The sequence below is a fragment of the Nakamurella alba genome, assembly GCF_009707545.1.
In the GTDB taxonomy this organism is placed as follows: Bacteria; Actinomycetota; Actinomycetes; order Mycobacteriales; family Nakamurellaceae; genus Nakamurella; species Nakamurella alba.
Genome location: NZ_WLYK01000011.1, coordinates 294,490 through 317,180, shown reverse-complemented (window position 1 = coordinate 317,180; position 22,691 = coordinate 294,490). Strand labels below are relative to the sequence as shown.

The 22,691-nt window shown below is 72.4% G+C and carries 14 protein-coding genes; 4 read left to right on the top strand and 10 right to left on the bottom strand.

What is annotated here, in order from left to right; all coding sequences use genetic code 11:
• Positions 1 to 14 precede the first annotated feature (14 nt).
• The 6 genes from GIS00_RS28530 to GIS00_RS23255 form a co-directional block, all read right to left on the bottom strand.
• On the bottom strand, positions 15 to 1,130 hold the full coding sequence (locus GIS00_RS28530; protein WP_154770820.1) for an alpha/beta hydrolase: 1,116 nt from the start codon (positions 1,128 to 1,130) through the stop codon (positions 15 to 17).
• Between the two features lie 5 nt (positions 1,131 to 1,135).
• Positions 1,136 to 2,161: an ABC transporter permease gene (locus GIS00_RS23275; protein WP_154770819.1), complete on the bottom strand. Its 1,026-nt coding sequence runs from the start codon at positions 2,159 to 2,161 to the stop codon at positions 1,136 to 1,138.
• Positions 2,158 to 2,940 (bottom strand): ATP-binding cassette domain-containing protein, encoded by a 783-nt coding sequence (locus GIS00_RS23270; RefSeq protein ID WP_154770818.1) that lies wholly within the window; start codon positions 2,938 to 2,940, stop codon positions 2,158 to 2,160. The genes GIS00_RS23275 and GIS00_RS23270 overlap by 4 nt, the downstream gene beginning before the upstream one ends.
• Positions 2,937 to 4,040, bottom strand: a complete 1,104-nt coding sequence (locus GIS00_RS23265; RefSeq protein ID WP_154770817.1) for a sugar ABC transporter substrate-binding protein — start codon at positions 4,038 to 4,040, stop codon at positions 2,937 to 2,939. The genes GIS00_RS23270 and GIS00_RS23265 overlap by 4 nt, the downstream gene beginning before the upstream one ends.
• Positions 4,041 to 4,404: 364 nt before the next feature.
• Positions 4,405 to 5,505: a helix-turn-helix domain-containing protein gene (locus GIS00_RS23260; protein ID WP_154770816.1), complete on the bottom strand. Its 1,101-nt coding sequence runs from the start codon at positions 5,503 to 5,505 to the stop codon at positions 4,405 to 4,407.
• A gap of 144 nt (positions 5,506 to 5,649) precedes the next feature.
• Entirely contained in the window at positions 5,650 to 6,357 is a 708-nt protein-coding gene (locus GIS00_RS23255; RefSeq protein ID WP_154770815.1) for an SDR family oxidoreductase, read from the bottom strand.
• 629 nt (positions 6,358 to 6,986) lie between these two features.
• Here GIS00_RS23255 and GIS00_RS23250 point away from each other — a divergent pair.
• Positions 6,987 to 9,959, top strand: coding sequence for an AfsR/SARP family transcriptional regulator (locus GIS00_RS23250; RefSeq protein WP_196073417.1), 2,973 nt, complete (start codon positions 6,987 to 6,989; stop codon positions 9,957 to 9,959).
• Between the two features lie 661 nt (positions 9,960 to 10,620).
• Here GIS00_RS23250 and GIS00_RS23245 read toward each other — a convergent pair.
• Positions 10,621 to 10,806: a CsbD family protein gene (locus GIS00_RS23245; protein ID WP_154770813.1), complete on the bottom strand. Its 186-nt coding sequence runs from the start codon at positions 10,804 to 10,806 to the stop codon at positions 10,621 to 10,623.
• Positions 10,807 to 11,084: 278 nt separating this feature from the next.
• Here GIS00_RS23245 and GIS00_RS23240 point away from each other — a divergent pair, with 278 nt between their 5' ends.
• Both GIS00_RS23240 and GIS00_RS23235 read left to right on the top strand, forming a co-directional pair.
• Positions 11,085 to 12,944, top strand: a complete 1,860-nt coding sequence (locus GIS00_RS23240) for a glycoside hydrolase domain-containing protein (RefSeq protein WP_230314014.1) — start codon at positions 11,085 to 11,087, stop codon at positions 12,942 to 12,944.
• A 57-nt stretch (positions 12,945 to 13,001) separates the two neighbouring features.
• On the top strand, positions 13,002 to 13,973 hold the full coding sequence (locus tag GIS00_RS23235) for a ribose-phosphate diphosphokinase (RefSeq protein WP_322098354.1): 972 nt from the start codon (positions 13,002 to 13,004) through the stop codon (positions 13,971 to 13,973).
• Between the two features lie 158 nt (positions 13,974 to 14,131).
• On the opposite strand, the gene GIS00_RS23230 is transcribed toward GIS00_RS23235, so the two are convergent.
• Genes GIS00_RS23230 through GIS00_RS23220 form a run of 3 tightly spaced genes read right to left on the bottom strand, consistent with a single transcriptional unit; the run spans position 14,132 to position 19,906 of the window.
• Entirely contained in the window at positions 14,132 to 16,831 is a 2,700-nt protein-coding gene (locus tag GIS00_RS23230) for an ATP-binding cassette domain-containing protein (protein ID WP_154770811.1), read from the bottom strand.
• The gene (locus GIS00_RS23225; RefSeq protein ID WP_154770810.1) at positions 16,828 to 19,047 is read right to left on the bottom strand and encodes an NHLP family bacteriocin export ABC transporter peptidase/permease/ATPase subunit; all 2,220 of its coding nucleotides are present in this window, start codon (positions 19,045 to 19,047) and stop codon (positions 16,828 to 16,830) included. The genes GIS00_RS23230 and GIS00_RS23225 overlap by 4 nt, the downstream gene beginning before the upstream one ends.
• A 4-nt stretch (positions 19,048 to 19,051) precedes the next feature.
• Complete coding sequence (locus GIS00_RS23220; protein WP_154770809.1) at positions 19,052 to 19,906, bottom strand: hypothetical protein; 855 nt, start codon at positions 19,904 to 19,906, stop codon at positions 19,052 to 19,054.
• A gap of 245 nt (positions 19,907 to 20,151) precedes the next feature.
• Here GIS00_RS23220 and GIS00_RS23215 point away from each other — a divergent pair, with 245 nt between their 5' ends.
• Entirely contained in the window at positions 20,152 to 22,686 is a 2,535-nt protein-coding gene (locus tag GIS00_RS23215) for a DUF4135 domain-containing protein (protein WP_154770808.1), read from the top strand.
• Positions 22,687 to 22,691: the final 5 nt, after the last annotated feature.

The window sequence follows — 22,691 nt, the reverse complement described above, 5'->3', positions numbered from 1 at the left end:
CCGTGCGCCGGGACCTAGACGAGGGCCTGACGGAGCGCGCCGGCCTGCAGGTCCAGACACCGGCGGCCCAGCCGGCTGGCGCCGAAGGAGTCGAAGGCGTGGAACCCGCGGGCGAAGTGGACCAGATCCACCGCGACCCCGGCGGACAGCAACCGGCCGGCGTACTCGATCGCCTCGTCCCGCAGCGGATCGAACTGCGCCGCCACCACCAACGCCGGCGGCGCACCGGACAGGTCCTCCACCAGCGCCGGGGACGCCAACGGCGGAAAGGCGCCGGCGAACGGATGGCCGTTGGCACCAGCAGCGACACCAACACCAGCGCCAGCACCGACAGCTGCTCCGTAGACGTTCGCCCTGCCGTCCTCCCCGGTCGCACCGCTGCCCGCCGCGTGCCCACCGGACTCCGACGCACCGGCCGGACCGTCTGATCCACTCCACCCGCCGGCTCCGACGAGCGGGTACAGCTCGCCCAGGTACAGCGGCCACAGCTGCCGCACCGTCCGGGCGATCAGGATCGGGGTGTCCTCGAACTCGGCGACGGACCCGGTCCGGAGCCGGGCATCCAGCACCGGGAACAGCAGCATCTGCAGCAGCAGTGGCGGTCCGGAGGTCCGGGACCGCAACGCGACCCCGGCGGCCAGGCAGCCGCCGGCACTCAGCCCGCCGACGGCCATCCGGTCCGGGTCGACACCCAGGTCACCGGCATGGCCGGCCACCCAGTCCAACGCATCGCAGCAGTCGTCGAACCCGGCCGGGAACGGGTGTTCCGGCGCGAGCCGGTAGTCGACCGCCACCACTGCGCAGCCTGCCTCCCGGGCGTAGAACTCGCACCGGTTGTCCTCGCTGTGCAGACCACCGGTGACGAACGAGCCGCCGTGCAGGAAGACCAGGACCGGCAGGATCCGGCCCTCGTGTCCTTCCGGCCGGTACAGCCGCAGCGACAGCGGCGAACCGTCCCGCCGCGTGGCGGTCACCTGCCGGGTCCGTACCCCGACCGGCTGGTCCCTGGTCTGCTCGGCAAGTGTCGTCTCCAGCACCCGCGCGGCGGCGACGTCGTCGAGGGTGATCCGCGGCGCGAGTACCTGCAGGGCCGCCAGCTCCGGGTCCATCATCCGGTGGCGGTGCGCCACGCCGGTCACCGTGCCCGGTACAGCCGGCGGCGGCGCAGGTGGTCGATGCCGACCGCACCGATGAGGATCGCGCCGATCACGATGTTGTTGTACAGCGGCGGGATCTGGGCGACGATCAACGCGTTGTCGATGGTGGACAACAGGATTGCGCCGACCGCGACACCGGTGATCGTGCCGAGGCCGCCGAACAGGCTCACCCCGCCGATCAGCACCGCGGTGATCACCACCAGTGTCGTCGACGACCCGCCGGCCTGCACCTGCCCGGCGCCGACCCGGGCCGCGTAGACGATGCCGGCCAGCGCCGCGGTGAGCCCGGCGATCACGTACAGCGCGAGATCGAGCCGGACGACCCGGAGGCCGTTGCCGATCGCCGCCTGCCGGTTGCCGCCCAGCGCGCGCACGTTGATGCCGAACCTGGTGCGCTCCAACAGGAACCAGAAGAAGACACCGATGATCAGTGCGTACCAGACGATGTTCGGCAGCCCCAGCGAGGTGCCCTGGCCGAGTACGGTGAACGCGTCCGGCAGCGGCAGCACGTCGACGCCCTCGGAGATCTGGTTGTTCACCCCGAGCAGGATGAAGAACGTGCCCAGCGTGGCGATGATCGGTGGCACGTGCCAGTAGGTGATCACCAGGTGGTTCAGCACCCCGATGGCGGCGCCGACCGCCAGGCCGACGACGGTCGCGATCGGCCACGGCACGTCGCGGACCAGCAGCAGACAGGTGGTCAGCGCTCCGATGGTGAAGATCGCGCCGACCGAGAAGTCCAGCCCGCCACCGATCACCAGAAGGGCCGCACCGCAACCCATCACGAAGTAGATGACGGAGCTGCGCAGGATCTCGGTGATGTTGGTCCAGGTCAGGAAGTCGGGATTGCGGATGGTGGCGACCACCGCGATGAGCACCACGACCAGGATGAGCGTCGTCTCCTGCCGCAGCAGGACCCTGCCCATCGCCGCCCGTAGGCGGCCGGCTTCTGCCGGCTGTTCCTCGGAGATCGTCGTCGTGACAACCGGTTCCGTCATGGTCATGCCGCTCCCACTCCTTCGGCGGCGCGGCCGGGGACCGGGTCCCGCGGGATCGCGCCGGTGATCATGCCGATGATCTCGTCGCGGTCGACGTCCGCCACCCGGCGGGTACCGACGCTGTGACCGAGCCGCAGCACGGTGACCCGGTCCGCGTGCTCGAAGACGAACTCCAGGTCGTGACTGATGCAGATGACCGCCTTGCCGGCGGTGCGCAGCCGGTCCAGGATCCCACCGACCTTCGCCGACTCCTGCACTCCCAGTGCGGCTGTCGGCTCGTCGAGCAGGATGATCGGCTTGTCCATCCGGACCGCCCGGGCGATCGCGATGATCTGTCGTTGCCCGCCGGACAGCAGCCCGACCGGGGTGCGGACGTCGCCGACCCGGACCTTCAGGTCGCGGAGCACGGCGGCCGCGTCACGCTCCATCCGCCGGCGGTCCAGAACGCCCCACTTCGTCGGCAAGTTGCCCAGCGACAGGTTGGCCGCGATGTCCAGGCACTCGACGAGCGCGAGATCCTGGTAGACGACCGCGATCCCGCGGTCCTGGACGTCGGCGGCGTCGTGCCGGAGATCCAGCGGTGCACCCGCGACGAAGATCTCGCCGTCGTCGCCGCGGTGGATGCCGGTGACGATCTTGACCATGGTCGACTTGCCGGCGCCGTTGTCACCGACGATGGCATGGATCTCGCCGGGGTAGGCGGTGAAGTCGACGTGCTCGAGGGCTCGGACGGACCCGAAGTACTTCCTGATGGCGCGTAGTTCCAGCGCCGGTGCGGGACTCATCCCCAGCCCTCCCCGAGCAGCTTCTCCAGGTCGTCGTCGCCGGCCATGATCGTCTGGGTGTCGATCTGCGGCGCCACGGTCTGGTCATTGGCGAGGTCCGCGACCGCATCCAGGGCGTCCTTGCCCTCCTGGCAGAGGCCCTGCAGCAGGATGCGGTAGGCACTGCCGTCGGCGAGGGCCTCCTTGCCGCCGTTGTCCGGTCCGTTGCCGACCAGAACGACCTTGCCGAGCAGTCCCTTGGACTTGATCGCGGCCACCGCACCCGGGGTCACCGTGCCCATGTGGGTGGCGATCACGTTGACGTCGGGATGCGCGGTGAGCAGGGCGTTCGACTGGTCGAGCGCCTTCGCGGCGTCGTCGCCGGTGTAGACCTCGCCGACCACGGTGACGTTGTCAGTCTCCGCCGCGGCTGCCTTGACGCCGTCCATCCAGGCCTTGCCGGTGCCGGTCGGGGCCTGGGCGATCAGGCCGACCTTCTGCGGTCCTTCGCGCTCCGCGATGGCCTCGACGTACATCTTGCCCAGGGCGCCCCAGTCGACGCCGATGTTGACGTCCGCGCCGCTGTCCGCGCCACCGCCGCCGTACATCGTGGCGGTGATGATCCCGGCGGCCTGCGCCTGCTGCAGAACCGGGGCGAACCCGTCGCTGGCCGGGAAGGTGATGACCGCGCCCTTGGCATTCGCAATCGCCTGCTGGACCTGCTGCACCATGACGGTCGCGTCGAGACCCGAACCGCTGGGCCCGCTCTCGGTGAAGTCGATGCCGCGCTCCTCGGCCCGCTGCGCCATGCAGTCACCGATGGTGCGCCAGGCCGGGTACTGCGGCAGCGGGTTGATGAACTGCGCCGAGGTCAGCTTCTCCCCACCCGCCGCGGAGGACTCCCCCGATGCCGAGGAGCCGGCCGAGGACGAACCCGCCGACGACCCGGCCGCGGTGGAGGCGCTGGTCGTCGCCTGTGCCGCTGTGGTGGTCGGCGCGGATGTGGCGGAGGTGGCGTTGGGGTTGGCGGCGCAGGCGCTCACGGCCAGGACTGCTGCGGCAACGGCGGCGAGTCCCGCACCGGAGCGCAACCGGGCCGGTGAACGACGGTGTTCAGGCATGTCAGGGGTCCCTTCTGCGGCACTGGGCCGGCAGGTGAGGTGCGGTGGACCGGACGAACGTAGGACTGGGACGCCTCCGTCCGATACGCACATGCGGCTGAGATCCTCGGCCGTTCTTCCGCCGGATGGCGGACAGATCGCCACGAGGCAGAAGGTTCGACGACCGCGCCACCGGCGTGCATCGCACGCGCACCGCGCGACACCAGGGTCGGCTCCCGGGCGGCCTGGCGTACCAGCCACACCCGACGCATGGCGCGTCCCTGGACCAGGTCTCGGACACTCGTTGCCCGACCTGGTGACGGCCGTGGTGCAGGACCGACGGACCGTCCGCCCGATCGGACGAGCCCGATGACGCCGGGAGCGCTCAGCGGGCGACGTGCAACCGCCAGAGCAGCAGCGCCGTGCGGGCACGGTACCGGGCGGTGGCGGAACCGAGGTCGAAACCCAGGATCTCGCTCATCGCGCGCATCCGGTACGACACGCTGCTGTGGTGCATCGTGGCGAGCGTCGCTGCCTCGCGCACCGACGAGGAGGCGCACACGACGTCGAGCAGCGCGAGGTCCTCGGCGCCGTTGCGGCGGGCGGCGATCGCTCCGATCGCCCGGACGTCGCCCAGGGCCGCGATCCCGTCCTCGTCGCGCCCGTCGAGCGCGATCAGGCACCCGAGATCGGCCGCGTCCAGCCAGTTCGGCCAGCCCAGTGACAGTCCGGCGAAACGCACGCCGCGGCGGGCGATCGCCCACGACCGGGCGGCGTGCTCCACCGGCGCGGCCGGTCCCACGCAGGCACGGATACCGGCCGGCAGCGGTGGCGGGTCGGCCGGCGCATGGGCCAGCAGCAGTGCCGCGGTGGTACCGGTCAATGCGGCGAGGACGGTGTGGCCGGTGCTGCTGCCCAGGGCCGAACGGGTCTCGGCCAGCGCGCCGGCGACCTCGCCTCCTTCGACGGCGACGGCCCGGATCCGCTGCCCCACCGCGAATCCCAGCAGCAGCGCGGCCCTGGCCGCATCCGGTTCGGAGGCCTCCCCGCCCAGCAGGTACTGCACGATCGCCGGGTCGGCCATGCCGGACACCGGCGGGCGTGCCACGGTCCGACGACGGCTGTGCGCCGCGGCGACGGCCATCGACATGCGCTCGACGATCAACTCGTCCCAGTCCTTGCTGTCGGCCGGCACGGCGCGGTGCAGCCAGACCCGGCCGACCGTGCGATCGCCGACCTGGACGTCATGGCAGAGCAAACCGTTGTCGGGCACCTCCGCGTCGGCCCCGGTCGGTGCGATCGCCGCGTGCCGGCCGTGCACATCGTCCTCCGCACCGACGGTGGCCTCGGCGAGCACCGCGGTGGCCCGGGTGATCGCCTCGATGTCGGCACCGTGCACCACGAGCTGGTCGAAGAACTCGATGATCCGCAGGGCGCGCTCGGCCGCGGAATCGATCGACGAGATGCGCCGCAGCAGCCCTTGCACGGGCCGAGGTTACGTCGTGGCAGGGGTTTCCGCTCGCACGGTGTCGGAACGAACGGTGGATCGCGACCGGTCGTCATCCGTCCCGGACCGTGCCGCTTTCGTTCCGGCATCGACCGGTACCGTCGGCCCGCCGGCCACCCGGACTCAGATCGGCAGCGGCGAGTCGTAGAAGGCGGCGGGGTCGTCGGCGAGGCTGCGCTTGACGAACCTGGACCAGTCGTCGACCAGCACCTCGATCTGCCCGGCCTCGATCCCGTCGAGCGCGATCCGCGCCACCTCGGCCGGGTCGACCATCGCACCCTCGTAGCCGGCCATGATGTCGGTGTCCGCGGCCCCGAGGTGCAGCCCGGTGACCAGGGTGCCCTGGTCGGCGAGTTCGAGCCGGATCCCGTTCGTCAACGCCCATTCCGCGGCCTTGGCGGCGGAGTAGGCATTCGCCCCGCGGTAGGAGAACCAGGACAGCGCCGACAACACGTTCAGCATCGCGCCACCTCCGTTGGCGCCCAGGATCGGCGCGAAAGCCCTTGCCATCGAGAGGGTTCCGTAGAAGTGGGTGTCCATTTCCAACCGGATCGCCGCCGGATCACCGGTGAGCAGGTCGGTGCCGGTGGCGATGCCGGCATTGTTGATCAGGATCGTGACATCCCGGGCGGCGAGAGCAGCTGCTGCCACCGATGTCTCGTCGGTGATGTCGAGCCGGAGCACCTCGACCCCGGGCAGGTCGATCGTCTCCGGTCGGCGGGCGGTCGCATAGACCTTGGCCGCGCCTCGGTCGAGCAGCTGTGCGGCGAAGCGCCGGCCGATCCCCCGGTTCGCTCCGGTGACCAGCGCGACGGCGCCTGAGATCTCCATGATGGTCCTGCCTCTGCAACGTCGGGATGTCTCTCGGGTGCGACTCCGCGGAACGGATCCGACGAGGGTCGCGCGCCCGGTTCGGGCGGTACCACCACGCTAGGACCTGACACTGACGTCAGAGGCAAGGAGTTGAGACGGGCGTCACCGACGTGCCGCTCCGGTGGTGGGTCAGGCCTGCGGGGTGCGGGCGTACGGCATGGGGGTCGACCTCCTCGGGTGTCCCCCGGGTGTGTCGACCCGGGGTGCTCTGACGGCTGTTGTCCTGAAGTCCCGGCCGGCCCGCAGCAGCGGTCGACCGGAACATGGAGAAGCCTCGCCCGGGGACCTTGTCGTCCACTTGTCCCCGTCTTGTCCTGTTCGGGGACAAGTGGGCCACCGACCTTGCGATGCCTGGCGTCGGTGGTGTGCGGGCGCCGACAGCGGCGACGATCGATCGGCGGAGGTGCGATTCGGGCGGTACGACCGGCCGGTTCCTGCGATCACTCCGCCGACTCCAGGCTCCTCAAGTCCGGTTCCTGCGGTCCGAAACAGCCGGTATCCGGAGGTTCCGGGCAGGACTTCCTCTACCCTCGGTCGTTCAGGAGCAGGTCCGGGCAGCAGCGCGCGGGGTACCGGCGGACGAGGGGATGCAGCTGGTGGCGACGTTCGGGGTGCTGGGGCCGCTCGACGCCCGGATCGACGGCGCCGCCGTCGACCTCGGCCCACCGCAGCACCGCACGGTGCTGGCCGCACTGCTCGTGGACGCCGGTCGCGTCGTGCCGACCGACGTGATCCTGGAACGGGTGTGGGGCACCGAGGTGTCCGACGTACCGGCGAGTGCACTGCCCGGCCTGCACGCGGTCATCTCCCGACTGCGCGGGCGGCTGGGCAAGGACCTGCTGGTCACCCGGTCGCCCGGCTACCGGCTGGCCGTCGAACCCACGGACGTCGATGCCGGCCGGTTCCGCGCCGATGTCGCCGAGGCCCGGCGGCTCGCTGCACAGGGTGCCACCAGGCAGGCGCGGTCGCTCGTGGTCGGCGCCCTGGAACTCTGGCGCTCGGACCCCTATGCCGACATCACCGCCGACTTCGCCGTCCGCGAGGCGGAGCGCCTCCTCGAGGCCCGGATGTCCGCGGTGGAGTTCGCCGTCGAGCTCGATCTCGCCCTGGGCCTGCACCGTGCCCTGGCCGACCGACTGCCGGAGCTGGTCGATCAGCATCCGCTGCGCGAGGGCCTGCGCGCCTCGCTGATGCTGGCCCTCTACCGCAGCGGCCGTCAGGCAGAGGCGCTCTCCCGGTTCGAGCAGGGACGGGAACTGCTGGCCGAGGAGCTCGGCATCGACCCCGGCCCGGACCTGCGGGCACTGCACGAGGCGATCCTCCGACAGGATCCGGAGCTGACCGCCGCCGACGCCCTCGACGACGCCGGCGCGGCCGCGGACGCTGCGGGGACCGCCACCACCGCCTCCCGGGATGCCGGACCCATTGCGCTGCACAACATTCCGGCCGCTCTCACCCCGCTGATCGGCCGACAGGACGTGCTCCTCGAGCTGGACGCGGCGTTCGCAGCGCATCGACTGGTCACCGTCCTCGGCGCGGGCGGCATGGGCAAGACCACTGTCGCCGTCGAGTACGCGCGGCGCCGGTTGACCGACGGCGTCCCGGGCGATGTTTCCGGCCAGGACCCGGACAGCAACCCCGGCCGCGAGGTGGCCGGCCGGCCATCGACACCGGCGGACACCACGGCGGATACCACAGCAGCGGAGCGGACTCCCACTCCGGGAGCGGCACCGGCAGCACCGGACGGACCGTGGCTGGTCGAACTGGCGGGCGTCCGCACCCACGACATGCTGATCTCCGCCGTCCGGGACGCGATGGGCATCGCCTCGCTGCCCGACATCACCGCGCTGACGGGCGTTCTCGGCAGCAGAGAAACCCTGCTGGTCCTGGACAACTGCGAACAGTTCACCGACGTGGTGGCCGGCGTGAGTCGCGAGTTGCTGACCCGCTGCCCCGGACTGCGCATCCTGGCGACCAGCCGCGAGCGCCTCGGCGTCGCCGGTGAACGCACCGTCGAGCTGGGCCCACTGGACGCCGCCGACGCCCGGTCGCTGTTCCTCGCCCGGGCGGATGCCGCCGGGGTGGATCTGTCCGACGATCCGACCGAGCTGGCGGAGGTCGGCCCGCTCTGCGACCGGCTCGACCGGTTGCCACTGGCCATCGAACTGGCCGCCGCACAGTTGCGCGTCTTCTCGACCGAGGAACTCGCAGGGATGCTCCGCCACCGGTGGGACGTGCTGTCCGGCGGACCGTCGCACAACCTCCGGCACGCCAGCATGGACGCCGCGGTGGCGTGGACCTTCGACCAGCTGTCCGACGACGAACGCACCGCCTACCTGGCGCTGGCGGTGCTGGACGGCCCGTTCGACCTGGAGTCGGCGCGGGCGGTCACCGGCACCGACGGCGCGCATCTGCTGGTCCGTGCCCTCGCCGACAAGTCGGTGATCACCGTGCTGCCCGGCCGGCCACGCCGCTACCGGATGCTCGAGACCCTGCGCACCTTCGCCGGATCACGTCGCTCCGACGAGTTGACCTCGGCCGTCCGGACACGCGTGGTGGCATGGGTTCTCGCACTCGCGGGCGACGCCGACGACGAGCTGCGCGGACCGGACGGACGGTCCTGGATGCAGCTGCTCGGTCGCAACGACGCGGCGATCACCGCCGCGATCGACTGGGCACCGGACGATCTCACCCGCTTGCAGATCGCCACCGGGGTCTTCTGGTACTGGTACCGGGCCGGTCACGCGGCGGCCGGCCTGTCGGCATTCGCCGGCATCGACCCGGAGGCCACCGGCGCCCCGTCGCGCCTGGCCATCCGGTCGGCGGTGGCCGACGCCCTGCTGCACTACCTGGCCGGCGACCTGGCCGCCATCGCCCCGGCGCTCCAGCGGGCGGGCGCACTCACCGCGGTGAGCGACGACCCGGCCGCCCAGGCGTACGCGCTGTGCACCATCTCGTACTTCGAGGCCTCCACCGGTGCCGTCGCCGACGCCCTGGCCCATGCCGGGGTCGCCCAGCAGATCGCGATGGCGATCGGGTCACCGCAGCGCGCTGCCGAGGCACTGCAGTCGATCGGCACCGCACACCTGCGGGCGGGTGACACCGACGCCGCAGCCGCGGCGCTGGACGAGGCGATCGCCCAGGCCGATGCCTGCGGCTACCGGTGGTGCGCGAGTTCGGCGCGCTGGATCCGGGCGAAGGCGGCCATCGCCGCGGGCGACCACGGCCCGGCCACCCGCGCACTGCTGGTCGTTGCGTTGGCCGATTGCATCGCCGACGCCGACTGGACCTCGTGGGTGGTGTGCGCCGTCGCCCTGGCCCGGGTGCTCGACGGGGCCGGCGACGCCACCGGGGCGGCGACCGCGCTCGGCGCGGCACTCCGGCGCGGCGAGCAGATCGGCTACGACCCGGGGGCCATGGACCCGATCGACACCGGTGTCTACCTGGCCGGTCTCGACGGACACGGCGACCCCGATGAGTGGGCGGCCGGTCTGGAGCGCGGCCGGTCCGTGGACCCTGCCCGGCTGGTCGATCTGCTGGACACGTCGTCCATGGCCTGATGCGGCGGGAACCGATGCGGCAGGACCGATGTGACACCGGCGGACACGACACGGGCGTGACGCGGCAGGAACCGTCGCAACGACGGCCGGTGTGACACAGGGTCGGTGTCGACCTGACGCGACAAGGTGCTGACAAGGTCGGCGCGGGACGGTGGTGACAGATCCGGGGAGAACCCTGCCCCGGGGACGACCCCCGATCGGACCATCACCCGAGGAGCGCCGATGACGGACGAGGAACGCCGGCTGCTGCCCGCCCCTGACCGGTTCGCGTACCTGTCAGCCGTGCGGCCCCAGGGGCCCGCGGTGCCGGCCCGGAATCCGCCCGGCGAACCCCGCCACCCGGGGGACGCCCCTGAGGACCCGGCGGGTCATCCCGACGGGACCTCGTCGCCTGCACCCGGGGATGCGGACGGACGCACCGCCGGCTGACCGCGCCCGGGGCAACCCTGGGCCTCCGGCAGCACCCACCCAACCGGGTCACCGGCACCGCCACCCGGTGTCGTGCACGAAGCGCCGCCGGCCGACCGCCGTAAACCCCGGCCGTGCGCCGTGCACCCCGGCCGTGCGCCCGTCCCCGGACATCGTCCCCGGTCAGCGTCCTCGGACATGGCAGTGCCCCGCTCCGCGCGGTGGCGGAGCGGGGCACCAGGAAGTCAGCCGATCAGCGGCCGAGCACGTTGTCCGCGGCGTCCTTGAGCTTGTCGCCGGCCTGCTTGACGTTGGCCTTCGACTGCTCGCCGCGGCCTTCCGCCTCCATGTCCTCGTTGTCGGTGGCGGAACCGAGCTTCTCCTTGACCTTCCCGGCCGCCTCTTCCGCTGCGTGCTGGATCTTGTCGCCGATACCCATGTCGCACCTCCGTGTTGCTGGAACGAGAATTGAGACCGGTACCGACGAGCGTCGCCAGCACCTGCTGGCGGACCGCTGTGACCGGTTCCGGCATCCGGTCGGACCTCTGTGCACCCGATCCGGACACCACGCCTGTGCCCACGGCGCGAATCGGGCAAACCCGTCCCCACACCCTTCACACACTGCCCACACCCGATCGTGATGTGATGGGAACCCGCCGATCGGCGGGCACCGGACCGTGCCGCGCCCGGAGCGCGCCGACGTACCAGGGGTTTTCGTTGCGTTTGTCCCGATCTCTCGCTCCCGCGCTGATCCTCGCCCTGGCCGCGTCGGCCCTGCTGGCCGTCTCCTCGGCCTCCACGGCCGCCGCCTACCCGGTGCCGACCGCAGTGGTCACCACCGTCCCGGCCGGGGCCAAGTCGTTCGACAACATCAGCGCGGACAGTGAGTCGGTGCTGCGCTGCCTGCAGACACACGCCTTCACCCATGACGTCGTCGACGTGAACACCGGCGCCGACGACAAGGTGCGGGCCGGCTGGGAGGACGAGTACTCGACCGCGCTGGGTCTCGGCTACAGCGTGAGTCTGTTCCAGGGCTACCTGACCTCGGCCTGGAAGACCCCGGCCCGCGGCACCACCCGGGCGAACGCGGTGGTCGGTGCGGCGAAGGCGCAGGGCTACCCGGCCGGGGCGACGATCTTCCTCAACGTCGAGGACACGAAGATCGCCGGGCAGACCAGCGTGCAGAACCGGGCGACGATCATCCAGTGGATCCGCAACTGGACCAAGGTGGTCGCGGCGGCCGGCTACAAGCCTGGCCTGTACATCGGCGTGCCGCAGGCGCTCACCGCCGCCGACATCGCCAACGTCGGCGCCCAGGTGTTCTGGCGATCGGCCAGCTCGTCCGCACCGCAGGCCGCCCAGGGCTTCGTGATCCAGCAGAGCGCCGCCCAGTTCGACATCACGCTGTGCGGCACCCGGATCGACGTGGACACCACCTCGACCGACAACCGCGGCAACAACCTCACCGGCGCCGTGCGTCCGCGACCGGGCGTCGCCGGCATGTACGGCGTCATCCCGACCGCCCGGTTCTACGACTCCGGGGTGCAGTTGGCGCCCGGCGCGACCGCCACCGTCAAGGTGCTCGGCCGCGGCACCGTGCCGACCTCCGGCGTGTCCGCCGTCGCCGTCAACACCAGCGCGATCGGCGCCACCTCGACCGGCTACCTGACCGTCTACCCGGCCGGCACCGCCCGGCCGTCGATCTCCAGCATGCAGGTGCCGGCCGGCCGCACCGTGTCGAACCTGTCGATCACCCGGCCCGGATCCGGTGGTGCCGTGAACGTCTACAACGGGACCGGCAGTGCCGTACGGGTGGTGCTCGACGTGCAGGGCTACTACGTGGGCGGCGCGACCGCACATCCCGGCGCGTTCACCCCGATCGCCCCTGGCCGGTTCCTCGACTCCGGGGCGACGGTCGCCCCCGGCACCGCAGTCACCGTGAAGATGGCCGGGCGGGGCGGCATCCCCGCGACCGGCGCCGGGACGGTGGCGATCAACCTGACCGCCGTCTCCCCCGCGAGCTCCGGCTACCTCACCGTCTACCCGACCGGCAGCAACCGGCCGGCCGCCTCCAGCATGCAGTTCGGCGCCGGCCAGTCCCGGTCGGCGCTCTCGCTGGTCCGTACCGGTACCGACGGCTCGATCACCGTCTTCAACGGCTCGGCCGGCGCGGTCCGGATCATCGTCGACGGTCAGGGCTGGTACCGCGCCGGCGCCGGCACCCGGGTCGGGTCGTTCACCCCGATCGCGCCGGTCCGGTTCCTGGACACCGGGACCTCGCTCACCGCCGGCGCCTCGGTCACCGTCAGGATCGCCGGCCGCGGCGGGGTCCCGGCCACCGGCGCCTCGGTGGCCGCGGTCAATGTCACCGCGGTGAATCCCGGTGTCACCGGCTACCTCACGGTCTACCCGGCCGGCACCTCCCGCCCGGCCACCTCGACCATGCAGTTCTGGTCCGGGGCGAGCAGCGCCGGGCAGATCCTGGTCCCGATCGGGGCGAACGGGTCGGTCACGCTGTTCAACGGGTCGGGCGGGACCGTGCGCGTGGTGCTGGACGTGCAGGGCTACAGTCGCTGAGGCACCCGGGACCCCACCGGTTGCGACAGGCCGGCACCCGAAGAGAGAGCCGACATCGTGCGCGACATCGCAGTGTTCAGCGGCAGCGCCCATCCGCAACTGGCCGCCGAGGTCTGCGCCCAGCTCGGGATCCCGCTGCTCCCGGTGCGGACGCAGCGCTTCGCCAACGACTGCCTCGAGGTGCAGCTGCAGGCGAACTGCCGGGAGCGGGACGTCTTCCTGGTGCAGCCGCTGGTCACCCCGGTGCAGGAACACCTGGTCGAGCTGCTGCTGATGGTGGACGCCGCCCGCGGCGCCTCGGCCGGCCGGGTCACCGTCGTCATGCCGCACTACGCCTACGCCCGGTCGGACAAGAAGGACGCGCCCCGCATCTCCATCGGTGGCCGGCTGATGGCCGACCTGATGGTCACCGCCGGCGCCGACCGGGTGCTGGTGATGACCCTGCACTCCCCGCAGATCCACGGGTTCTTCAGTGTGCCGGTGGACCACCTGCACGCGCTGCGTGAGTTGGCCCGGCACTTCGCCGGTGACGACCTGTCGCGGACCACCGTCGTCTCCCCCGACCTCGGCAACGCCAAGGAGGCGGCCTCCTTCGCGCGGCTGCTCGGGGTGCCGGTCGCGGCCGGTGCGAAGCAGCGGTTCGCCGACGACCGGGTGGCGATCACCTCGGTGATCGGCGAGGTGGCCGGCCGCGATGTCATCGTGCTGGACGACGAGATCGCCAAGGGCTCCACCGTCGTCGAGCTGGTCCGGCACCTCAACGACCTCGGCGCCCGGTCCATCCGGGTGGCCTGCACCCACGGGCTGTTCGCCGACGGTGCGGTCAAGCGGATCGCCGCACTGCCGAACGTCCGCGAGATCGTCTGTACCAACACGGTTCCGATCGCCGCCGAGTCGATGATCCCGGAGCTGACGGTGCTCTCGATCGCCCCGGCGCTGGCCGAGGCGATGCGCCGGATCCACGACGGCGAGTCGGTCTCCGCCCTCTTCGACTCGGTGGAGCCGGTGGTCGGCCAGGGCCTGTTCTGAGCCCTGACGGTGCCGGGCCTGCCCCGGGAGCCGTACTCGCGCCGGCGGTGACCGGCCCGGCGGGTACTCCATCGGGCGCGCCCCGAACCGACCCGGACGTGGTCCGCCGCCCGGCGTGCGCCTCCGGCGCAGTCGGGCACCCGACGGCGTCGCAGGGCTCAGACCCCGCCCTCCTCCAGCATCTGCCGGCGGGCGAGATCGGCGAACAGGCCGGGGGTGTCGATCAGCTCGTGGTAGCTGCCGGCCTGCACCACGCGTCCGCCGTCCAGCACCAGGATGCGGTCCGCGTCGCGCACCGTGGAGAGCCGGTGCGCGATCACCACGCGGGTGACGTCGAGCGCGCTCAGCGACTCGGCGACCGCGGCCTGCGTGATGTTGTCCAGCGCCGAGGTGGCCTCGTCCAGGTAGAGCATCGACGGGGCGCCGGCCAGCGCGCGGGCGATGATCAGCCGCTGCCGCTGACCGCCGGACAGCGTGGCCGCGCCCTCCACCACGAAGGTGTGCAGGCCCATCGGCATCCGCCGGATGTCCGCACCCACCTGGGCGGCGTCGGCCGCCTGCCAGATCTCGTCAGAGGTGAGAGGCCGCCCACCCTTGATGTTGTCGGCCAGGCTGCCGGGGAACAGACCGCCGTGCTGGAGCACGGTGCCGATCTGCCGGCGCACCGCGCGGACGTCGAGGCGGTCCAGCGGGGTGCCGTCGTAGCTGACCACACCGGTGCCGGGCTGCTCGAAGCCGAGCAGCAGCCGCAGCAGGGTGGACTTGCCGGAACCGGAGGGCCCGACGATCGCGACGAACTCCCCCGGACGGACGGCGATCGAGACGTCGTCCAGCACCAGCGGGCCGTCCGCCGCGTAGCGGAACGACACCGACGACAGTTCCACCCCACCGCGGAGTTCCGGCACGGCGACGGCGACACCACCGGTGGCACCGGTGGCACCGGCGGTCCCGTCGGGCTCCGGATCCGCGGACTGCTCCGGGATCTCGTCCAGGATCGGCCGCAGCTGGTCCAGCTGCGGCTTGACCAGCATCAGCGACAGGGCCGTCGTGGTCAGCGTTCCCACCCCGGCCAGCACCTGGCCGAGCGCGGTGGTGAGCACGATGTAGCCGGCCGGGTCGGAGCTGTCGCCCAGGGTCAGGCCGACGGTGACGGCGAGCACGCCGATGGTGGACCAGGCGGCGAGCATCGTGGTCAGCACGGTCGACCACCACGCGTCGCGGGCGCCGAGCCGGCTCACCGTCGCGAAGGCACCGGCCACCCGCTCCATCACCCGCTCCTCGGCGGCGAACGCCCGGATCCGGTTGACACCCTTCATGGTCTCCAGGGTCAGACCGGCGAGATCCTGTGAGGCGCGGGCACTCTCCTCCAGCAACGGCCGGCGCTTCCGCACGACCACAGCCACCACCAGCACCTGCACCACGACCAGTCCGAGGGTCAGCAGGCCCGCGGCGGTGCTGTGGGCGAGGATCAGTCCCACGCTGAACAGCGCGGTGACGCCGCCGACCAGGCCGCCGACGAACGAGTCGCCGACGATCTGCCGGAGATGGTCGACCACGCCGGCCCGGGTGAGCAGTTTACCGGCGCCGTGCCGGGCGAAAAAGGTGGCAGGCAGCCGGAGCAGCCGGGCGAAGACGGCATTGCCCGCCGACGCATCGACCCGGGTCCGGATCCGGGTGGCCAGATGCCCCTGGGCGACACCGATCAGCGCGGTGGCGACCAGCACGCCGATCAACGCGGCGACCAGCGCGGCCAGCCGGGTGTGATCGCGGGCCGGGGCGATCGAGGAGAAGATCGCGCCACCGGCCTGGGGCAGCAGCAGGGCCAGCAGTCCGGCGGCCAGCGCCAGGGCGCCGGCGAGCGCCAGGTCCCGGCCGCTGCCGCGGACCGCGAGCCGTCCCAGCTCGCGCAGTCCGGTCCGGCGCGGGAGCTCGACGATCCCGACCAGTCCCTCGGATCCCAGGGCGGGCAGGTCCGCCGATCGCAGCCGGCGGGCGGCGCCGGTGGCCGGATCGACCACCCGTGCGCCGATCCCGGCCGGTACCAGCACCACGAGCCGGCCCGCCAGCAGCGTGGCCGTCGGAGCGGCGAGGTCCTTCCGCGGATCGCCGACCAGCTGGACCCGCCGGACCACCCGGCGGCCACGATCGGCCCGCTGTTCCAGGTCGTCGAGCGGGTCGGGGCCGGGGGCGATGTCCTGCTGTCCGCGCCCGGCTTCGACCGGCACACCGAGCAGCACCAGCGCAGCGGCGATCGGGTCGACGACCGTCCCGGCGCCCGCACGACGCAGCTGCGGGACGGCGTCGGCGAGGACACCGACCGCGGCCCGGTCCGTGTGTCCGGCGGCGCCGCGCACGGCCGCTGCCATCCGCTCCGACCTGGACCGTTCCTCGGATGCGGCAGCCACCGCGACGGCGTCGAGCAGGGTGTCGGTCCGGGAGATCAGGTCGAGCGCGGACAGACTGTCGGCGCCGCCACCGGACGACCCGACCGTGTCCAGGTGCAGTTCGCGATCGGTGTCGGACTCGACCGCGGACCGTCCCGCCTGACCACCGGCCGCATCCGCGAGATGCCCGAACCAGCTGCGCAGTCCGGCGACGGTGTCCGGCTCGCAGAGGGTCTCGAAATCGGCCGGGTCCAGCGGCAGCACCTCCGCGCTGCCGACCGGGTCGAGCAGCAGGGTGTGCCGTCCCGCGGCCACCACCACCTCGCCGGCCTGCAGGACCGCGACCCCGGGAGCACCTGGGTCGTCGACGGGCCGGACCACCACGGCGCCGGACAGCACCCGGTACCAGTCACCGCCCGGCGGCACCGGCAGCGGGGTGGACACCTGCATCGTGCGTACCTCCGCGGCCGTCATGCCGACACCAGCCTCGCGTAGTGACCACCGAGAGCGAGAAGGTCGTCGTGCCGACCTCTCTCGACGATCCGGCCCCGTTCCAGCACGACGATCTCGTCCGCGTCCCGGACGGTGGACAGCCGGTGCGCGACGATCAGGCAGGTGCAGCCCCGCCGGCGCAGGGCCAGGTCGATGTGCCGTTCGGTGACGGCGTCCAGGGCGCTGGTCGCCTCGTCCAGCACCAGCACCCGCGGGTTCCGGACCAGGGCCCGGGCGATCTCCAGTCGTTGCCGCTGGCCGCCGGACAGCCCCCGGCCGCCCTCGCCGATCAGCGAGTCGTACCCACCGGGCCGGGCGGTGACGACCGATTCCAGGCCGGCGTCACGGACCGCGGCGACCACGGCCTCGTCGGGCACGGTCGGATCCCACAGCGTGAGGTTGTCGCGGATGCTGCCGGCGAACAGTGCGACGTCCTGGTCGACGAAGGCCAGGCCGTCGGCGAGCACGGTGCGCCCCAGCTGTTCCCGGGTGCGGCCGTCCAGCAGGATCTCCCCGGCCGACGGCCGCAGCAGTCCGACGACGAGCCGGGCCAGCGTGGACTTCCCGCTGCCGCTGCCGCCGACCACCGCGACCCGGCTGCCCGGGGTGAAGGTGAGATCGATGTCCTGGAGCAGTGGTTCGTCCAGCGGGCTGTAGCCGAAGGCCACCCCGCGCACGTCCACCTGCCCGGTCAGCGGGGCCGTGTGCAGGTCGCCGTCGGCGGGATCCCGGGTCAGCGCGGCGCGGATCTCCGGGTCGACCACCGCGCGCTCGACGTCCTGCAGCCGGTCGACGGTGGCGCTGATCATCTGCACCTGACTGCCCAGGGTCGCGAGTAGCCCGAGCGGGGCCAGCACGGATCCCATCAGCAGCTGGACGGCGAGCATGGCACCGAGCGACATGCTGCCGTCCATCACCATCAGCGCGCCCATGGCCAGGATGGCCAGCGTGGTCAGGCCGGTCAGCGCCGACGGCAGCACCTGCAGGGGCAGCATCGACACCTCCTGCGACTGGCGGACGGCGAGCAACCGGGACCGTGCGGCGGCGATGGACCGCAGCGACTGGTCCTCGCTGCCCTGCGCCTTGATCGTCTCGATCAGGTTGACGGTGGCGGATTCGGTGACGGCGGCGTCGATCTGGTCACGCATGGCCCGGGTGCCGAGATCCCGCTGCTTGCGCCCGGTCTGCCGGAGCAGCAACACGATGACCGCGGCGGCGCCGAGGATCACCAGCGCCAGCGGCCAGCTGATGATCGCGATCACCGCGAGATACACCACGGCGACGGTGGATCCGAGCACGGCGGCGACCAGCGGACCACTGAGCAGGGAGGCCAGCGAGCCGCCGAGGCCGGCCCGGACGGCGACGTCGGAGGCCGCGCGCTGGGAGAAGAAGCGCAGCGCGAGCCGCAGGATGCGTTGCGTCTGCCCGGCGAAGATGCCGGTGGTGACGGCGATCCGCAGCCGGTTGATGACCGACTGCTGGCTCCAGGTGAGCACCAGCTGCAACAGCGCGGCGACGGCCATGCCGCCGAGCACGATCGGCAGACCGGTCTCCCGGCCCGCGACGAGGTAGCCGTCGACGAAGGCCCGGGACAGCGCCGGAACCGCGAGACCCGGCACCAGCAGGGCGAGCCCGGCCAGCACCACGTAGGCCAGCGCGCTGCGGTACGGTCGGAGCCGGGACCAGAGGTGGGCCCACGGCCGTGGCCGCTCGCCGCCGGTGACGAACTCGGGGCCGGGGCTGCATTCCATCGCGATGCCGGAGAAGCTGCGGTCGAACTCGGCGTCGTCGACCTCGCGCGGGCCGGTGGCCGGGTCGTTGAGGTACCAGGTACCTGGCTTCCAGCCCTCGACGACCAGGAAGTGGTTCATCTGCCAGAACACGATGATCGGCAGCTCGAGCTTGCGCAGGCTGGCCGGGGTGCGGCGGAAGGCCCGGACGGTGAGTCCGTAGGCGCGGCCGGCGCGCAGCACCGACCGGGCGTTGCTGCCGTCCCGGCTGACGCCGGTCATCTCGCGCAGCTCCTCCAGCGGGACCCAGCGGCCGAAGTGGGCGAGCACGATGCCCAGCGCAGCGGCACCGCACTCGACGGCCTCCATCTGCAGCACCGTCGGGCAGTGGATGCGGGCGGCCTTCTTCTCCTCCGGCTGCGGTGTGGCAGCGGCGGGTGCGGGCGGTGGTGCAGCGGTGGTGGTCATGTGGTCAGCCCCCCAGCAGGTAGCTGATCGGGCTGCGGCTGCCGATCTGCACCGAGCCGGTCAGCACGGTGGTCGGATCGATCCCGAAGGGCGGACCCTGCGCCGAGGTCCAGGCGAAACCGGAAGGCGTGTCGGCGGTCTGCAGCTCCACCTCGACGCGCAGTGTGCCGAGGCGACCCATCTCGGCGGCGAGGGCCACGTTGCCACCGGCCAGCAGGGTCAGATCGGATTCCGTGGACGGCAGGATCCCGACCGAGCGCACCGTGCCGAGCATCTCGCCGTAGGCGCTGGACGGCGCCGTCGCCGGCGACAGGTGGACCGTCATGCCCGGCGCGATGGCCGGGGCGGCCGAGGGGTCGACGAACAGCAGCGCACTGGAGTCCTGGTCCAGCGGCAACAGCTGGGCGATCGGGGTGCCCGCCACCAGCTGGGTGCCTGCCGCGAGCGGTGCGCGGTTGACCAGCACCGAGTCGGTCGGCGCGCTGATCGACCACTCCTCGCCCTCGATGGTCGACATGGTCAGGAGCACGTCGCCGGCGTCCAGCTGCACCGGCTCGCCCGGCGCGGCGCCGGTGTCCAGCACCGGGACGGAGGTGACGGTGCCGGAGAACGGCGAGGTCATGGACAACAGACCCTCCGGCGGCAGGAACGCCCCGGCCCCGTCGACCGTGACCTGGGTCCGGCCGAAGACCGCCCAGCCGGTGCCGGACAGCACCAGCACCAGTGCAGCCACCAGGACGATCCAGCTGCGCGGCCCGGTGATCCGGAGCCGCTTCTCCAGCTGGCTCCCGGCGTCGAGCTCGGCGATCGCCTCGGGACGGAACAGTCCCGGCGCGGGTGACGGGGCGGGCGCGGTCATGGGGCAACCTCGGGGTGTCGGTGACGACGGACGGGGAGCGGTGGCACTAACTGCACGGACTGCACGAACGAGGAGCGCGGCGTGGTGATGTACCGGGCGGATCGGGCGGACGAGTGACGGTCCCCACCGACCTGCCGTGACCCCGGCTACGCACTGCTCATAGCATAGGCACTGTGAGTGACGGTCTCCAAGCTTCCGGGGCAACTCCGGCCCACCTGCTGGTGCAACCGCGGGTTGACGCCGCTGTGGCCGACTTGTCGCTCCGGCTACGGGATGTCGATCCCGGGCTCGCGGACTCCGTGCTCGCGGACCTCGCTGCCACACTCACGGGTCGGTTGGTCGACCTGTGGACGCCGACCGTGCACGCGGAGTATCTGGCAGCGGTCCGGGTACGCCACCCGTTCGGGGCGACCGAGGGCGAGATCGCCGCGCTCCTGCCGTCCTTCGTGGCACAGCTCACGGCCCGGATGCCGGTCGCCTATCCCGAGGGCGAGCGGATCGGCGGCGTGCTGGTCCGGCACTGGGCGGACGCCGCGGTGGAACTGCTGGGGCGGCTGCGGTCAGCGCGTCGACGCCTGGTGGCCGCCGGGCTGGTTCCGGCCGCGGCGACGCTCACCGGGCTGGCCGGCACCGGCGACCCGCACCACGGCGGTCGCACGGTCACGGTGCTGACCTTCGACGACGGGCGGCAGGTCGTGGCCAAACCCCGTTCGGTGCTGCCCGAGCTGCTGCTCGGCGGACTGTACGGGGTCGTCGCGATTGCCTGCGGTGAGCCCGCCACCGGGTGGCCGACGGTCGTGGATCTCGGCGACCACGGCTTCGTCGGGTTCGTCCGCGCGGACGGGCCCCGACCTCCCGGCTCCCCCGCCTTCGCGCGGCGCGGCGGGATCCTGCTGGCTGTCGCCCGCCATCTCGGAGCCGGGGACCTGCACGTGGAGAACGTGTTCCGGGTCGACGACGGACCGGTGGTGATCGATGCAGAGGTGCTGCTGCCGGGCCGGACCGCCGTCACCGCGCGGCACCCGGATCCGGCGGAGTCGGCCTTCGAGACGTCGGTCTGGGCGACCGCGCTGCTGCCGACCGCAGTGCCGCTCGGACGCTCGCGGATCACCGCAGGGGTGGCCCATCTCGGCGGCCTCGGCGTCGCCGGCACCCTCGACACGGACGCTCTCCTGGACGGCTACCGCGCGGCGACCGAGGTGCTGCTGGGCGGTCACCCGGAGGTCACGTCCGCGGTACAGGCAGCCAGGAGAACGCCGGGTCGACAGATCCTGCGGCACACCAGTACCTACGCCGCGGCGCTGACCGCCTCCACCTCCCCGGCGTCGCTGCGGTCGGCGGACCACCGGCGGACGGTGCTGCTCGGGCGGCTCCCCGACCCGGTGGAACCCCGGCAGCTCGACACGGAGCTGTCCGCGCTGTGGGATCTCGACATCCCGCTGTTCACCGGCATTCCGGAGGAGATCCCGGTCGCGGATCCGCGTGGTCCGTCGATGGCGGCGGCGGCACTCGCGGTGCCCTACCCCGCGGTGACGGACCGGGCGGAAGACCCGGGCCGCCCGTCGGCGGCAAAGGCCGCAGGCGCGTTCCCGGACCCGTCGTCCGCGGTACGCGCCCCCGATCCCGCCGCACCGGACCGTTCCGGCACCGATGCCAGGACGGCGACAAGGACCGGGACCGTTTCCGACGGGCAACCGCAGCCGACCGTCGTGCCCGACCGCGAGACGATCCTCGGCCGGGTCGCCGACCTTGTCGCTCTCGTCGCCACGGCCGCGTACCGCCGCGGCGATGCCGCCGGGTGGCTGGGCGTCCGGCGGGACCCGTTGTCCGGCACCACCTCCACCGGCGCGATCGGCCCCGGACTGCTGACCGGCGCTGCCGGGATCGCGGTGTTCCTGGCCGAGGCGGCGCGGGTGTACGGAGATGCGGACGCTGCCGATCTGGCTCGTTCCGCCATCCGTACGGCGACGCGGATCGATGCGTACCGCGCCGGACAACCCGGCTCCCCCACCGATCCCGGCCTGTCCGCCGGGTCCGGTGGCCTGGTCTGGGCCCTGTCCCGGCTGTCGGTGCTGCTCGACGACACCGATCTCGCGGAGTCGGCGCTGCAACTGGTGACCCGCACCCTCGACCGGCTGGGACGGCGGCCGGTGCGACTCGATCTGGACGGCGGCCTCGCGGGTCTGCTCGTCGGTGTCCGGGCGCTGACCGACATCCGCCACGATGCGGTCGATCTCGTTCCAGCGGTCGTGGAACGGATGATGGTTCCGCCACCCATGTCGTGGGCCGACCTCACCCTGGTGCCCGGGGCGGCCTACGGCGCCATCGGTGTGGCAGCGGCGGCCGGCGGGGATCCACGGGTACTCGACCGCCTCGACCTGACCGGCCCGCTGCACTCCGGCGGTGACGGATGGGAAACCGGATCCACCGGGTTGATGGCAGCCGTACGCCGGTGCCCGGAACTGTCGGTGCTGCAGGCAGGGTCGTTGCAAGCAGAGCCGTCGCAGGCAGGGTCGGCACTTGCGGAGCTACCGGATCCGGGGCCGGCGGGACGGCAGCTGATGGTGCACGGCCTGCGCAGGGGTGTGGCCGGCCGGGTGGTGGTGCTGGGGGGTGAGGATCCCGGGGACCTGCTGCAGCCGCCGGGTCACCTGCGGCTGCTCGGTCCCGGTGTCGAGCCGCAGTGGTGTCCGGAGCTGGGCGACGGCGCCGCCGGGGTCGGGCTGGCACTGCTGGCGGCGCTGGATCCGGCCGTCCGGACCCCGCTGGTGTTCCGCTGACCCTC

Bases quoted from the DNA above. Each gene is read 5' to 3' on its own strand.
- GIS00_RS23265 (WP_154770817.1), bottom strand. From the start codon at position 4,040: ATGCCTGAACACCGTCGTTCACCGGCCCGGTTGCGCTCCGGTGCGGGA.
- GIS00_RS23245 (WP_154770813.1), bottom strand. From the start codon at position 10,806: ATGGGTATCGGCGACAAGATCCAGCACGCAGCGGAAGAGGCGGCCGGG.
- GIS00_RS23255 (WP_154770815.1), bottom strand. From the start codon at position 6,357: ATGGAGATCTCAGGCGCCGTCGCGCTGGTCACCGGAGCGAACCGGGGG.
- GIS00_RS23270 (WP_154770818.1), bottom strand. From the start codon at position 2,940: ATGAGTCCCGCACCGGCGCTGGAACTACGCGCCATCAGGAAGTACTTC.
- GIS00_RS23225 (WP_154770810.1), bottom strand. From the start codon at position 19,047: ATGACCACCACCGCTGCACCACCGCCCGCACCCGCCGCTGCCACACCG.
- GIS00_RS23250 (WP_196073417.1), top strand. From the start codon at position 6,987: ATGCAGCTGGTGGCGACGTTCGGGGTGCTGGGGCCGCTCGACGCCCGG.
- GIS00_RS23275 (WP_154770819.1), bottom strand. From the start codon at position 2,161: ATGACCATGACGGAACCGGTTGTCACGACGACGATCTCCGAGGAACAG.
- GIS00_RS23230 (WP_154770811.1), bottom strand. From the start codon at position 16,831: ATGACGGCCGCGGAGGTACGCACGATGCAGGTGTCCACCCCGCTGCCG.
- GIS00_RS23220 (WP_154770809.1), bottom strand. From the start codon at position 19,906: ATGACCGCGCCCGCCCCGTCACCCGCGCCGGGACTGTTCCGTCCCGAG.